The organism is Nonomuraea sp. AD125B, assembly GCF_041402765.1.
GTDB lineage: Bacteria > Actinomycetota > Actinomycetes > Streptosporangiales > Streptosporangiaceae > Nonomuraea > Nonomuraea bangladeshensis.
The window spans coordinates 88,998-102,293 of the sequence record NZ_JBGLOU010000014.1; the positions used below are offsets into that span (position 1 = coordinate 88,998).

At 67.1% G+C, this 13,296-nt stretch carries 13 protein-coding genes; all 13 read right to left on the reverse strand.

Going from position 1 to position 13,296, the window contains the following annotated elements; translation table 11 throughout:
- The gene (rpsC, locus tag ACBR40_RS32875) at nucleotides 1-828 is read right to left on the reverse strand and encodes a 30S ribosomal protein S3 (protein ID WP_344216656.1); all 828 of its coding nucleotides are present in this window, start codon (nucleotides 826-828) and stop codon (nucleotides 1-3) included.
- Nucleotides 828-1,181, reverse strand: coding sequence for a 50S ribosomal protein L22 (gene rplV, locus ACBR40_RS32880; RefSeq protein WP_020542306.1), 354 nt, complete (start codon nucleotides 1,179-1,181; stop codon nucleotides 828-830). The genes rpsC and rplV overlap by 1 nt, the downstream gene beginning before the upstream one ends.
- Nucleotides 1,182-1,212: 31 nt before the next feature.
- On the reverse strand, nucleotides 1,213-1,491 hold the full coding sequence (gene rpsS, locus ACBR40_RS32885) for a 30S ribosomal protein S19 (protein ID WP_030451498.1): 279 nt from the start codon (nucleotides 1,489-1,491) through the stop codon (nucleotides 1,213-1,215).
- An 11-nt stretch (nucleotides 1,492-1,502) separates the two neighbouring features.
- Nucleotides 1,503-2,339 (reverse strand): 50S ribosomal protein L2, encoded by an 837-nt coding sequence (gene rplB / locus ACBR40_RS32890; protein ID WP_020542308.1) that lies wholly within the window; start codon nucleotides 2,337-2,339, stop codon nucleotides 1,503-1,505.
- Between the two features lie 102 nt (nucleotides 2,340-2,441).
- A complete protein-coding gene (gene rplW, locus ACBR40_RS32895) occupies nucleotides 2,442-2,744 on the reverse strand; it encodes a 50S ribosomal protein L23 (RefSeq protein ID WP_329585558.1) in 303 nt (100 codons plus the stop codon).
- Nucleotides 2,744-3,394: a 50S ribosomal protein L4 gene (gene rplD, locus ACBR40_RS32900; RefSeq protein WP_344216652.1), complete on the reverse strand. Its 651-nt coding sequence runs from the start codon at nucleotides 3,392-3,394 to the stop codon at nucleotides 2,744-2,746. Before rplD ends, rplW begins: the two co-directional genes overlap by 1 nt.
- Nucleotides 3,391-4,044, reverse strand: a complete 654-nt coding sequence (gene rplC / locus ACBR40_RS32905) for a 50S ribosomal protein L3 (protein ID WP_329585564.1) — start codon at nucleotides 4,042-4,044, stop codon at nucleotides 3,391-3,393. The genes rplD and rplC overlap by 4 nt, the downstream gene beginning before the upstream one ends.
- A 14-nt stretch (nucleotides 4,045-4,058) precedes the next feature.
- The gene (gene rpsJ, locus ACBR40_RS32910) at nucleotides 4,059-4,367 is read right to left on the reverse strand and encodes a 30S ribosomal protein S10 (RefSeq protein ID WP_012887830.1); all 309 of its coding nucleotides are present in this window, start codon (nucleotides 4,365-4,367) and stop codon (nucleotides 4,059-4,061) included.
- Between the two features lie 255 nt (nucleotides 4,368-4,622).
- Complete coding sequence (gene tuf / locus ACBR40_RS32915; RefSeq protein WP_020542312.1) at nucleotides 4,623-5,816, reverse strand: elongation factor Tu; 1,194 nt, start codon at nucleotides 5,814-5,816, stop codon at nucleotides 4,623-4,625.
- Nucleotides 5,817-5,926: 110 nt separating this feature from the next.
- Entirely contained in the window at nucleotides 5,927-7,975 is a 2,049-nt protein-coding gene (fusA, locus tag ACBR40_RS32920) for an elongation factor G (RefSeq protein WP_371251248.1), read from the reverse strand.
- A gap of 90 nt (nucleotides 7,976-8,065) precedes the next feature.
- Complete coding sequence (gene rpsG / locus ACBR40_RS32925) at nucleotides 8,066-8,536, reverse strand: 30S ribosomal protein S7 (protein ID WP_020542314.1); 471 nt, start codon at nucleotides 8,534-8,536, stop codon at nucleotides 8,066-8,068.
- A gap of 2 nt (nucleotides 8,537-8,538) precedes the next feature.
- Entirely contained in the window at nucleotides 8,539-8,913 is a 375-nt protein-coding gene (gene rpsL, locus ACBR40_RS32930) for a 30S ribosomal protein S12 (protein WP_020542315.1), read from the reverse strand.
- 506 nt (nucleotides 8,914-9,419) lie between these two features.
- Nucleotides 9,420-13,295, reverse strand: coding sequence for a DNA-directed RNA polymerase subunit beta' (locus tag ACBR40_RS32935; RefSeq protein ID WP_344216644.1), 3,876 nt, complete (start codon nucleotides 13,293-13,295; stop codon nucleotides 9,420-9,422).
- Between the last annotated feature and the right edge of the window lies 1 nt (nucleotide 13,296).

Consider the following 13,296-nt stretch of genomic DNA (forward strand, 5'->3'; position numbering starts at 1 on the left):
TCAGCTCCCTTCAGCACCCGGCTGCGCGGCCGGGCCGGTCTCGGGGGCGGCCTGCGCGGCCGCCTCGGTGCGGGGGGCGCGGCCGCCGCGACGTGCGCGGTCGCCGCCACGGCGCGGACGGTCGCCGCCACCGCGACGGTCGTCACGCTCACGGCGCTGGCCGGCCCGGGCGCCGGCGGCAGCCGCCTCGCGCTCGGCGCGGCTGGTCGGAGCCTCGCCCTTGTAGATCCAGACCTTCACGCCGATGCGGCCGAAGGTAGTGCGGGCCTCGTAGAAGCCATAGTCGATGTCCGCGCGGAGGGTGTGCAGCGGCACGCGGCCCTCGCGGTAGAACTCCGACCGGGACATCTCGGCGCCGCCCAGACGACCGGAGCACTGGACACGGATGCCCTTGGCGCCGGACTTCATGGCCGACTGCATCGCCTTGCGCATGGCGCGGCGGAACGAGACACGGCTGGACAGCTGCTCGGCCACGCCCTGCGCGACGAGCTGCGCGTCGATCTCCGGGTTCTTGACCTCGAGGATGTTGAGCTGGACCTGCTTCTTGGTCAGCTTCTCCAGGTCACCGCGAATGCGGTCGGCCTCGGCGCCGCGACGGCCGATCACGATGCCGGGACGCGCGGTGTGGATGTCCACCTGCACGCGGTCCGTGGTGCGCTCGATCTCGACCTTGGAGATGCCGGCCCGCTCCATGCCCTTCTGGAGCATGCGGCGGATCGACACGTCCTCGGCGACGTAGGACTTGTACAGCTTGTCGGCGTACCACCGGCTCTTGAAGTCGGTCGTGATGCCGAGGCGGAACCCGTGCGGGTTAACCTTCTGGCCCACTATCGGGTCCTTCCCTTCGGCTCGCGGGACTCCACGATCACGGTGATGTGGCTCGTCCGCTTGTTGATCCGATAGGCACGACCCTGTGCACGCGGGCGGAACCGCTTCAGCGTCGGGCCCTCGTCGACCCAGGCCCGGCTGACGACGAGCGTCTGCGGGTCGAGGTCGAAGTTGTGCTCGGCGTTCGCCATGGCGCTGCTGAGCACCTTGTAGATCGGCTCGCTCGCCGACTGGGGAGCGAACTGCAGCACGGCCTGCGCCTCCGAAGCGGGCAGCCCGCGAATGAGGTCCACCACACGGCGGGCCTTCTGGGGCGTGACGCGGACGAACCGCGCCTGAGCCCTGGCTTCCATCGCTTACTCCTCTGAATGCTTCTGAAGGCGTCTATCGCCGGCTGCGCCGGTCTTCCTTGACGTGGCTGCGGAACGTCCGCGTCGGGGCGAACTCTCCGAGCTTGTGGCCGATCATCGACTCGGTGACGAACACCGGGACGTGCTTACGGCCGTCGTGCACGGCGATCGTGTGCCCGAGCATGTCGGGAACGATCATGGAGCGCCGCGACCACGTCTTGATGACGTTCTTGGTGCCCTTCTCGTTCTGGGCGTCCACCTTCTTCTGCAGGTGGTCGTCCACGAAGGGACCCTTCTTAAGGCTACGTGGCATTTCGGCTGCTCCTACCGCTTCTTCCTCTTGCTGCGACGCCGGATGATCAGCCGGTCGCTGGCCTTGTTCGCCTGGCGGGTGCGGCCCTCGGGCTTGCCCTTCGGGTTCACCGGGTGGCGACCACCGGAGGTCTTGCCCTCACCACCACCGTGCGGGTGGTCGACGGGGTTCATCGCGACACCGCGGACGGTGGGGCGCTTGCCCTTCCACCGCATACGGCCGGCCTTGCCCCAGTTGATGTTGGCCTGCTCGGCGTTGCCGACCTGGCCGACCGTCGCCCGGCAGCGCACGTCGACCATGCGCATCTCACCGGACGGCATACGCAGGGTGGCGTACTGGCCTTCCTTGGCGAGCAGCTGGATCTGGGCGCCGGCGGAGCGACCGAGCTTGGCGCCGCCGCCCGGACGGAGCTCCACCGCGTGGATGAAGGTACCGGTCGGGATGTTGCGCAGCGGCAGGCAGTTGCCCGTCTTGATGTCGGCCGCGGGGCCGTTCTCGATGCGGTCGCCCTGCTTGAGGCCCGTCGGCGCGATGATGTAGCGCTTCTCACCGTCGGCGTAGTGCAGCAGAGCGATGTTGGCGGTGCGGTTGGGGTCGTACTCGATGTGAGCGACCTTCGCCGGGATGCCGTCCTTGTCATGCCTACGGAAGTCAATGATCCGGTAGGCGCGCTTGTGGCCGCCGCCCTGGTGGCGTGCGGTCACCCGGCCGTGCACGTTGCGGCCGCCCTTGTTGTGAAGGGGCGCAAGCAGCGACTTCTCGGGCTCGCTGCGAGTGATCTCGGAGAAGTCCGAGACACTCGATCCGCGGCGACCGGGAGTCGTCGGCTTGTATTTACGGATGCCCATCTTTTTCGTTCATCCTTCGTCGGTTACATGGATGAGCCCGCCGCACGAGCGTGCGGCGGTCTCACCCCGCGGACCTCGGGGGCCCGCTCTATCTTCTGGCTGCTAGCCGATCTGACCGAAGATGTCGATCCGATCGCCCTCGACCAGGCTCACGATCGCGCGCTTGGTGTCGGGACGCTTGCCGTAGCCGGTGCGGGTGCGCTTGCGCTTGCCCTGCCGGTTGATCGTGTTCACGCTGGTGACCTTGACCCCGAAGATCTGCTCGACGGCGATCTTGACCTGGGTCTTGTTCGCGGTCTTCTTCACCAGGAACGTGTACTTGTTGTTCTCGTCGATCAGGCCGTAGCTCTTCTCGGAGACGACCGGCTTGATGATGACGTCGCGCGGGTCGGCGATCTTGTCCATCAGGCCTCTTCCTTCCCGCTGTTGCTCAGGCGAGCGACGACCTGGTCGTAGGCCTCCTGGGTGAAGACCACGTCGTCGTGCACGAGCACGTCGTAGGTGTTGAGCTGCCCGGAGTCCAGCAGGTGGACCTCGGGGGCGTTGCGCAGGCTCAGCCAGGTCAGCTCGTCGGCCTCGTCGACCACGACGAGGACGCGCGGAGCCTGGGTGATCTTGCGCAGGGCCTCCAGCGCCGACTTGGTCTTCGGGGTCTCCCCCGTGACCAGCGAGCTGACCACGTGCACGCGGCCGCCGCTCGCGCGGTCGGACAGCGCACCGCGCAGCGCGGCGGACTTCATCTTCTTGGGCGTGCGCTGGGAGTAGTCGCGCGGCACGGGGCCGTGGACGACGCCACCGCCGGCGAACTGCGGCGCGCGGGTCGAGCCCTGACGGGCGCGGCCGGTGCCCTTCTGGCGGTACGGCTTCTTGCCGCCGCCGGAGACCTCACCACGGGTCTTGGCCTTGTGGGTGCCCTGCCGGCGAGCGGCGAGCTGGGCCACGACCACCTGGTGGATCAGCGGAACGTTGACCTTGGCCCCGAAGATGTCCTCGGGGAGGTCGACGGTGCCGGTCTTCGCGCCGCTGGCGTCGAGGACGTCAATAGTGGTGCTCACTTGGCAGCCCCCTTCTTGGCAGCGGTACGGACGAGGACCAGGCTGCCGTTGGCGCCGGGAATCGCACCCTTGATGAGGATGAGACCCTTCTCGGCGTCCACGGCGTGAACCTTGAGGCTCTGCACGGTGGTGCGGACGTTGCCCATCCGGCCAGCCATGCGCAGACCCTTGAAAACGCGGCCCGGGGTGGCGCAGCCACCGATGGAACCCGGCGAGCGGTGCTTGCGCTGCGTACCGTGCGACGCGCCCAGACCACCGAAGCCGTGCCGCTTCATGACACCGGCGAAGCCCTTGCCCTTGCTCTTGCCCGTCACGTCGACGAACTGGCCGGCCTCGAAGGTGTCGGCCAGCAGCTCCTGGCCGATGGTGTAGTCGCTCGCGTCGTCGGTGCGGATCTCCGCGAAGTAACGGCGCGGGGTGATGTCGTGCTTGCGCAGGTAGTCGCCGAGCGGCTTGTTGACCTTCCGGGGGTCGACCTGCCCGTAGCCGAGCTGGACGGCGGTGTAGCCGTCCTTCTCCGCGGTGCGGACCCGGGTCACCACGCACGGACCGGCCTCGACCACGGTCACCGGTACGATCCGGTTGTCCGCGTCGAAGACCTGGGTCATGCCGAGCTTCTTGCCTAGGACGCCCTTGATCGTCTTAGCCATGTCAGTGCGTTCCCTCAGAGCTTGATCGAAATGTCGACACCCGCGGGGAGGTCGAGCCGCATGAGCGAGTCGACCGTCTTGGGGGTCGGGTCGATGATGTCAATCAGCCGCTTGTGCGTGCGCATCTCGAAGTGCTCGCGGCTGTCCTTGTACTTGTGCGGCGAGCGGATGACGCAGTACACGTTCTTCTCGGTCGGCAGCGGCACCGGGCCCGCGACCTTCGCGCCAGTCCGCGTCACCGTCTCGACGATCTTCTTGGCCGAGCTGTCGATGACCTCGTGGTCATAGGCCTTAAGCCGGATGCGGATCTTCTGTCCCGCCATAGTGGCCTCGGTGTCCTTCGCTGTCGTCTGAAAAAGTATCGTGCGGCCTGTTGCCGCTATGTCAGTGCAGGTCGATGCCTGCTTTGACCCCACGAGGCAGACGTAGTCGATCTGCCTTTTCTTCCGTGATCCGGCAGTGACTTCGGTCACTGGGGCCGAATTCACTGCTGGATCACGGCGCCTTTTGCGCGAGGTCCACGTGGAACGGCGGTCGGGCCCGGGATTCGGGGCCCGACCGCCGCCCCCACGGTCTGGCTACTTGATGATCTTCGTGACCCGACCGGCGCCGACGGTGCGGCCACCCTCACGGATCGCGAACTTCAGGCCTTCCTCCATGGCGATGGGCTGGATCAGCTCAACGCGCATCTCGGTGTTGTCGCCCGGCATGACCATCTCGGTGCCCTCGGGGAGGTTCACCACGCCGGTCACGTCCGTCGTACGGAAGTAGAACTGCGGGCGGTAGTTGTTGAAGAACGGCGTGTGCCGGCCGCCCTCGTCCTTGGACAGGATGTAGACCTGGCCCTCGAACTCGGTGTGCGGGGTGGTCGTGCCCGGCTTGATGATGCACTGGCCGCGCTCGACGTCGTCGCGCTTGATGCCGCGGAGCAGCAGGGCGGCGTTGTCACCGGCGTGACCCTCGTCGAGCATCTTGTTGAACATCTCGATGCTGGTGACGGTGGTCGTCGTCTTCTCCGGCTTGATGCCGATGATGTCGACCTGCTCGTTGACCTTGACGATGCCGCGCTCGATACGGCCGGTGACGACCGTACCGCGACCGGTGATCGAGAAGACGTCCTCGACCGGCATGAGGAACGGCTTCTCCGTCTCACGCGGCGGCTCGGGGACGTTCTCGTCCACGGCGTTCATGAGCTCGATGATGCTGTCGGCCCACTTCTCGTCGCCCTCGAGGGCCTTGAGCGCGGACACACGCACCACGGGCAGGTCGTCGCCGGGGAACTCCTGCGCCGACAGCAGCTCGCGGACCTCGAGCTCGACGAGCTCCAGGATCTCCTCGTCGTCCACCATGTCGGACTTGTTGAGGGCCACGACGATGTAGGGGACGCCGACCTGGCGGGCCAGGAGGACGTGCTCCTTCGTCTGCGGCATCGGGCCGTCGGTGGCGGCGACCACGAGGATGGCGCCGTCCATCTGAGCGGCACCGGTGATCATGTTCTTCACGTAGTCGGCGTGACCGGGGCAGTCCACGTGGGCGTAGTGGCGCTTCTCGGTCTGGTACTCGACGTGCGCGATGGAGATCGTGATGCCGCGAGCCTTCTCCTCCGGCGCCTTGTCGATCTTGTCGAACGGGGTCGCCTTGTTGAGCTCGGGGTAACGGTCGTGAAGCACCTTGGTGATCGCCGCGGTCAGCGTGGTCTTGCCGTGGTCGATGTGTCCAATGGTGCCGATGTTCATGTGCGGCTTGGTCCGCTCGAACTTGGCCTTGCCCACTGGTTCTCTCCTTAGAGAATCTGACTGACTTTCGTCTACACACTCGGGCCCGGGAGAACCCAGACCCCTAGGCGGCGGGGTGGCTCGCACCACCCCGCCAGGGACCGGAACTACTCGCCCCGGGCCTTCGCGACGATCTCCTTGGCGATGCCCGGAGGCACCTCCGCGTAGGAGTCGAACTGCATGCTGTAGCTCGCGCGCCCCTGCGTCTTGCTACGCAGGTCGCCCACGTAGCCGAACATCTCAGACAGCGGCACGAGCGCCTGGACGACACGGGCGCCGGCCCGCTCGTCCATCGCCTGGATCTGCCCGCGGCGACCGTTGAGGTCACCGATGACATCACCCATGTAGTCCTCGGGCGTGGTGACCTCGACGGCCATCATCGGCTCGAGAAGAACGGCGTCCGCCTTGCGCGCGGCCTCCTTGAAGGCCATCGAGCCGGCGATCTTGAAGGCCATTTCCGAGGAGTCGACGTCGTGCGCGGCACCGTCCTGGAGCGTCACCTTCACGCCCACCATCGGGTAGCCGGCCAGCACGCCGAACTCGGCGGCCTCCTGAGCGCCCGCGTCGACCGACGGGATGTACTCCCTCGGGACGCGGCCACCCGTGACCTTGTTCTCGAACTCGTAGCCGTCGTTGCCCTCGCCGAGCGGCTCGAGGTCGATGATCACCCGCGCGAACTGACCGGAACCACCGGTCTGCTTCTTGTGGGTGTAGTCGACCTTCTCCACCTTGCGGCGGATGGTCTCGCGGTAGGCGACCTGCGGGCGGCCGACGTTGGCCTCGACCTTGAACTCGCGACGCATCCGGTCGACGAGGATCTCCAGGTGAAGCTCGCCCATGCCCCAGATGACCGTCTGACCGGTCTCCTCGTCACGGCGGACCTGGAAGGACGGGTCCTCCTCGGCCAGCCGCTGGATCGCGGTGGACAGCTTCTCCTGGTCGCCCTTGGTCTTGGGCTCGATCGCGACGTTGATGACCGGGGCCGGGAACGTCATCGACTCGAGCACGACCTGGTTGGACGGGTCGGACAGGGTGTCGCCGGTCGTGGTGTCCTTCAGACCCATGACCGCGACGATCTGGCCAGCGATCGCCGACGGGCGCTCCTCGCGCTTGTTGGCGTGCATCTGGTAGATCTTGCCGATCCGCTCCTTCTTGCCCTTCACAGAGTTGATGACCTGTGAACCGGACTCGAGCGTGCCCGAGTAGATGCGGATGTAGGTGATCTTGCCCAGGTGCGGGTCGCTGGCGATCTTGAAGGCCAGGGCGGAGAACGGCTCGGCCGGGTCCGCGTGCCGCTCGATGACCTTGTCCTCGTTGCCGACCGCGTGGCCCTTGAAGGCCGGGATGTCGGTCGGCGCCGGGAGGTAGGCGACGATGGCGTCGAGCAGGGGCTGCACGCCCTTGTTCTTGAACGCGGTGCCGCACAGCACCGGGTTGATGGCGCTGGCCAGCGTCGCGCGGCGCAGGGCCGCGACCAGCTGCTCCTCGGAGGGCTCGGTGCCCTCGAGGAAGAGCTCCATCAGCTCGTCGTCGTTCTCGGCGACCGTCTCGATGAGGCGGTCGCGCCACTCACGGGCCGCGTCGGCGTGGTCGGCCGGGATGTCGACGGTGTCGTACATCTCGCCCTTGGCCGCCTCGGCGCTCCAGAGCAGGGCCTTCATCTTGATCAGGTCGATGACGCCCTTGAAGTCGGCCTCGACGCCCAGCGGGAGCTGGATGACGGCCGGCGTGGCGCCCAGACGGCTGACCATCATGTCGACGCAGCGGTGGAACTCCGCGCCGACCCGGTCCATCTTGTTCACGAAACAGATGCGCGGGACGTTGTAGCGGTCCGCCTGGCGCCACACCGTCTCTGACTGGGGCTCAACACCGGCGACGCCGTCGAACACGGCGACCGCGCCGTCGAGGACGCGGAGCGAACGCTCCACCTCGATGGTGAAGTCGACGTGACCCGGGGTGTCGATGATGTTGATCGTGTGACCGATCCACTCGCAGGTCGTCGCGGCAGACGTGATGGTGATGCCGCGCTCCTGCTCCTGCTCCATCCAGTCCATGGTGGCTGCGCCCTCGTGGACTTCACCGAGCTTGTAGTTGATGCCGGTGTAGAACAGGATGCGCTCGGTCGTGGTGGTCTTGCCCGCGTCGATATGGGCCATGATCCCGATGTTGCGGACCTTGGCCAGGTCAAGAGCGGTCGTAGCGGCCACTGTAACTCGCGTCCTCGTCGTCTCGTCGGACCCGCCGGGTTACCAGCGGTAGTGGGCGAAGGCCTTGTTGGACTCGGCCATCTTGTGGGTGTCCTCGCGCTTCTTGACGCTCGCCCCGAGGCCGTTGCTGGCGTCGAGGAGCTCGTTCATGAGGCGCTCGGTCATGGTCTTCTCGCGGCGGGCGCGGGAGTACTGCACCAGCCAGCGCAGGGCCAGGGTGGTGCTGCGCGCGGCGCGCACCTCGACCGGCACCTGGTAGGTCGCGCCACCGACGCGGCGGCTGCGGACCTCGAGGGTGGGCTTGACGTTGTCGAGCGCGCGCTTCAGGGTGACGACCGGGTCGTTGCCGGTCTTCTCCCTGCAGCCCTCGAGGGCGCCGTACACGATCGACTGGGCGATGGAACGCTTGCCGTCGAGGAGGACCTTGTTGATCAGAGCGGTAACCAGGGGCGAGCTGTAGACCGGGTCGGCCATGAGCTGCCGACGGCCAGGAGAACCCTTACGAGGCATTGTTAGCTCTTCTCCTTCTTCGCGCCGTAGCGGCTGCGGGCCTGCTTGCGGTTGCGGACACCCTGGGTGTCCAGCGAACCGCGGATGATCTTGTAGCGAACACCAGGCAGGTCCTTCACACGACCGCCACGCACGAGCACGATGGAGTGCTCCTGAAGGTTGTGACCCACACCGGGGATGTAAGCCGTGACCTCGATGCCGTTCGTGAGCCGAACGCGGGCCACCTTGCGCAGTGCCGAGTTGGGCTTCTTCGGAGTCGTGGTGTAAACGCGCTGGCAGACGCCGCGCCGCTGCGGACTCCCCTTGAGGGCAGGAGTCTTGGTCTTGGAGACCTTGTCCTGCCGGCCCTTGCGGACCAACTGCTGAATAGTGGGCACTGCCACTCCGTTTCGTGCCTTGGCCGGTGTCACGTCATTGGTGGTGCTTTTCGCAGGCACTGCCGGTGTCATGACCTGCTGATTTTCTCCGTCCCGGTGCCCCCGCGCTCGGGCGTGTCGCGTTGTTCACGCAGACTTCCCGCGAGGTTTACGAGCCGGAAGACCGTCCTGCGCTTGTCATGAGCGCACGGTCGAGAGCCCGCATGAGAACGGGCACGATGCTCAAGACTACCCAGGCCCGAGCGACACGTCAAAACGGCGCAGCATGACCAGCAAGCCATGCTGCTCCGGGTCGTCGGGGCCCTGCTTCATCAGGCGTCTCGCATGCGGCCCGTCCCACAGCTCCCGGGTAATGATATAGGCCCTGACGAGCTCTCGTTCGCGGTACGGCGAACCGTCACCGTACCGCGACCGGAAACGACGCCCCCGCGGGCCTGAGCGCCCCGGAGAAGCGACGCGCCCGGGCCCCTCGGCAGAGGGACCCGGGCGCGCCGTACGTCGCGGATTTACCGGTTGTACTGGCCGAAGTCGTACTCCTCCAGCGGCACGGCCTCGCCGCTGCCGGTGCCGAAGGTGTAGTCGGCCGCCGAGCCGTCGTAACCGCCGACGGTGTACATGGCCGCCTTGGCCTCCTCGGTCGGCTCCACCCGGATGTTGCGGTATTGGGGCATGCCCGTGCCGGCCGGGATGAGCTTACCGATGATGACGTTCTCCTTCAGGCCCAGGAGCGAGTCGGACTTGGCGTGGATCGCCGCGTCCGTCAGGACCCTGGTGGTCTCCTGGAAGGAGGCCGCCGACAGCCACGACTCGGTGGCCAGCGAGGCCTTGGTGATGCCCATGAGCACCGGACGGCCCGCGGCCGGGCTGCCGCCCTCGGCCACCGTCTCGCGGTTCATCTGCTCGAACCTCGGCCGCTCGACGAGCTCGCCGGGCAGCAGGTCGGTGTCGCCGGACTCCAGGACGTTGACCCGCTTGAGCATCTGCCTGACGATGATCTCGATGTGCTTGTCGTGGATCGACACACCCTGCGAGCGGTAGACCTGCTGGACCTCCGCCACCAGGTGCAGCTGCACGGCCCGCGGGCCGAGGATGCGCAGCACCTCGTTGGGGTTGACCGCACCGGCCACGAGCTGGGTGCCGACCGAGACGCGGTCGCCGTCCTGCACGAGCAGGCGCGAACGCATCGAGACCGGGTAGGCGATCTCCTCCGAGCCGTCGTCCGGAGTGATGACGATCTTCCTGGTCTTGTCGGTCTCGTCGATCCTCGCCCGGCCCTCGGCCTCGGAGATCGGGGCGACACCCTTGGGGATGCGCGCCTCGAACAGCTCCGTGACACGGGGCAGACCGTGGGTGATGTCGGCGCCCGCCACACCACCGGTGTGGAAGGTCCGCATCGTCAGCTGCGTGCCGGGCTCACCGATCGACTGGGCGGCGATGATGCCGACCGCCTCGCCGACGTCCACGAGCTTGCCGGTCGCCAGCGAGCGGCCGTAGCAGGTGGCGCAGACACCGATCTTCGCCTCGCACACCAGCGCGCTGCGGGTGCGCACGGTCTCGACGCCGGCCTCGACCAGCTTCGTGACGTGGGTGTCGTTGATGTCGACGCCCGCCGGCACGATGACCTTGCCGTCGACCTCGACGTCCTCGGCCAGGATGCGCCCGTGCACGTTGGACTCGGCGTTCTCCGCCTTGACCAGGTTGCCCGAGGCGTCCCTGTCGCCGACGTGCAGCGGGACCGCGCGGTCGGTGCCGCAGTCGATCTCACGCACGATGACGTCCTGCGCGACGTCCACCAGACGACGGGTCAGGTAGCCCGAGTCGGCGGTGCGCAGCGCGGTGTCGGCGAGACCCTTCCGCTGACCGTGGGTGGAGATGAAGTACTCCAGCACCGACAGGCCCTCGCGGAACGAGGCCTTGATCGGCCGCGGGATCGTCTCACCCTTGGTGTTGGACACCAGGCCGCGGATGCCGGCGATCTGGCGGACCTGCATCTTGTTGCCTCGGGCGCCGGAGTTGACCATCATCCAGACCGGGTTGGTCGCCGGGAAGGCGTTGACCATGTCGGTCTCGACGTCGGCCGTCGCGTGCGTCCAGATCTCGATGAGCTCCTGGCGGCGCTCCTCGTCGGTGATCAGACCGCGCTCGTACTCGCGCTGGACCTTGTCGGCCCGGCGTTCGTAGTTCTCCATGATGTCGGTCTTGTTCGGCGGCGCGACGACGTCCTCGATCGAGATCGTGACGCCGGAGCGCGTCGCCCACCGGAAGCCGGCGTCCTTGAGCGCGTCGAGCGAAGCGGCGACCTCGATCTTCGGGTAGGTCTCCGCCAGCTCGTTCACGATCTGGGACAGCTGCTTCTTGCCGACCTGGAAGTCGACGAACGGGTAGCTGACCGGCAGCGTCTGGTTGAACAGGCACCGCCCGAACGTGGTCTCCAGCCGGACCGGGTCGCCCTGCTCCCAACCCTCGGGAGCCACCCAGGCGCGCGGCGGCAGGACGTCCTTGAGCCGGATCTGGATCTTGGCCTGGATGTCCAGCTCGCGGCGGTCGAAGGCCATCTGCGCCTCGGCCACCGAGCCGAACACCCGGCCCTCGCCCTTCGCGCCTTCCTTCATGGTCGTCAGCCAGTAGAGGCCGATGACCATGTCCTGGGTCGGCATGGTGACGGGCTTGCCGTCGGCCGGCTTGAGGATGTTGTTGGTCGAGAGCATCAGGATGCGCGCCTCGGCCTGGGCCTCGGCCGACAGCGGCAGGTGCACGGCCATCTGGTCGCCGTCGAAGTCCGCGTTGAACGCGGTGCAGACGAGCGGGTGGATCTGGATGGCCTTGCCCTCGACGAGCTGCGGCTCGAACGCCTGGATGCCCAGGCGGTGGAGCGTCGGAGCGCGGTTGAGCAGCACGGGGTGCTCGGTGATGACCTCTTCGAGCACGTCCCACACCACCGGGCGGGCGCGCTCGACCATCCGCTTGGCCGACTTGATGTTCTGGGCGTGGTTGAGATCGACCAGCCGCTTCATCACGAACGGCTTGAACAGCTCCAGCGCCATCTGCTTGGGCAGGCCGCACTGGTGCAGCTTGAGCTGCGGGCCGACGACGATGACCGAACGGCCGGAGTAGTCGACTCGCTTGCCCAGCAGGTTCTGGCGGAACCGGCCCTGCTTGCCCTTCAGCATGTCGCTGAGGGACTTGAGCGGACGGTTGCCGGGGCCGGTGACCGGGCGGCCGCGCCGGCCGTTGTCGAACAGCGCGTCCACGGCCTCCTGGAGCATCCGCTTCTCGTTGTTCACGATGATCTCGGGCGCGCCGAGGTCGAGCAGACGCTTGAGGCGGTTGTTCCGGTTGATGACCCGGCGGTAGAGGTCGTTGAGGTCGGAGGTCGCGAAGCGGCCACCGTCGAGCTGCACCATCGGACGCAGGTCCGGCGGGATCACCGGGATGCAGTCGAGCACCATGCCGCGCGGCGAGTTGGTGGTGTTGAGGAACGCCGACACCACCTTGAGCCGCTTGAGCGCGCGGGCCTTCTTCTGGCCCTTGCCGCTGCGGATCGTCTCGCGGAGGTTCTCGGCCTCGGCGTCGAGGTCGAAGCCGATCAGGCGGTCCTGGATGGCCTGAGCGCCCATGCCGCCCTTGAAGTAGCGGCCGAAGCGGTCGCGCATCTCGCGGTAGAGCAGCTCGTCGCCCTCGAGGTCCTGGACCTTGAGGTTCTTGAAGCGGCTCCAGACCTCCTCCAGCCGGTCCAGCTCGCGCTGGGCCCGGTCACGGAGCTGACGCATCTCGCGCTCGGCGCCCTCACGGACCTTGCGGCGCTGGTCGCCCTTGGCGCCGGCGGCCTCGAGCTCGGCCAGGTCGGTCTCGAGCTTCTTCTGCCGGGACTCGACGTCGGCGTCACGGCGCTGCTCGATGTGCTGCCGCTCGACGGAGATCTTCGCCTCCAGCGAGGGCAGGTCACGCTCACGCATCTCGGTGTCGACATGCGTGATCATGTAGGCCGCGAAGTAGATGACCTTCTCCAGGTCCTTCGGGGCCAGGTCGAGCAGGTAGCCGAGACGCGACGGGACGCCCTTGAAGTACCAGATGTGCGTGACCGGCGCGGCCAGCTCGATGTGGCCCATCCGCTCACGACGCACCTTGGCGCGGGTCACCTCGACGCCGCAGCGCTCACAGATGATGCCCTTGAAGCGGACGCGCTTGTACTTGCCGCAGTAGCACTCCCAGTCGCGGGTCGGACCGAAGATCTTCTCGCAGAAGAGCCCGTCCTTCTCCGGCTTGAGGGTGCGGTAGTTGATGGTCTCCGGCTTCTTGACCTCGCCGTGCGACCACTGACGAATGTCGTCGGCCGTCGCCAGCCCGATCCGAAGCTCGTCGAAGAAGTTGACGTCCAGCATT

What these genes read in the sequence shown, in the direction of transcription:
- rplV (WP_020542306.1), bottom strand. Translation starts at nt 1,181, where the DNA reads ATGGAAGCCAGGGCTCAGGCGCGGTTCGTCCGCGTCACGCCCCAGAAG.
- rpsS (WP_030451498.1), bottom strand. Translation starts at nt 1,491, where the DNA reads ATGCCACGTAGCCTTAAGAAGGGTCCCTTCGTGGACGACCACCTGCAG.
- rplB (WP_020542308.1), bottom strand. Translation starts at nt 2,339, where the DNA reads ATGGGCATCCGTAAATACAAGCCGACGACTCCCGGTCGCCGCGGATCG.
- rplW (WP_329585558.1), bottom strand. Translation starts at nt 2,744, where the DNA reads ATGGACAAGATCGCCGACCCGCGCGACGTCATCATCAAGCCGGTCGTC.
- rplC (WP_329585564.1), bottom strand. Translation starts at nt 4,044, where the DNA reads ATGGCTAAGACGATCAAGGGCGTCCTAGGCAAGAAGCTCGGCATGACC.
- rpsJ (WP_012887830.1), bottom strand. Translation starts at nt 4,367, where the DNA reads ATGGCGGGACAGAAGATCCGCATCCGGCTTAAGGCCTATGACCACGAG.
- fusA (WP_371251248.1), bottom strand. Translation starts at nt 7,975, where the DNA reads ATGGCCCATATCGACGCGGGCAAGACCACCACGACCGAGCGCATCCTG.
- rpsG (WP_020542314.1), bottom strand. Translation starts at nt 8,536, where the DNA reads ATGCCTCGTAAGGGTTCTCCTGGCCGTCGGCAGCTCATGGCCGACCCG.
- ACBR40_RS32935 (WP_344216644.1), bottom strand. Translation starts at nt 13,295, where the DNA reads ATGCTGGACGTCAACTTCTTCGACGAGCTTCGGATCGGGCTGGCGACG.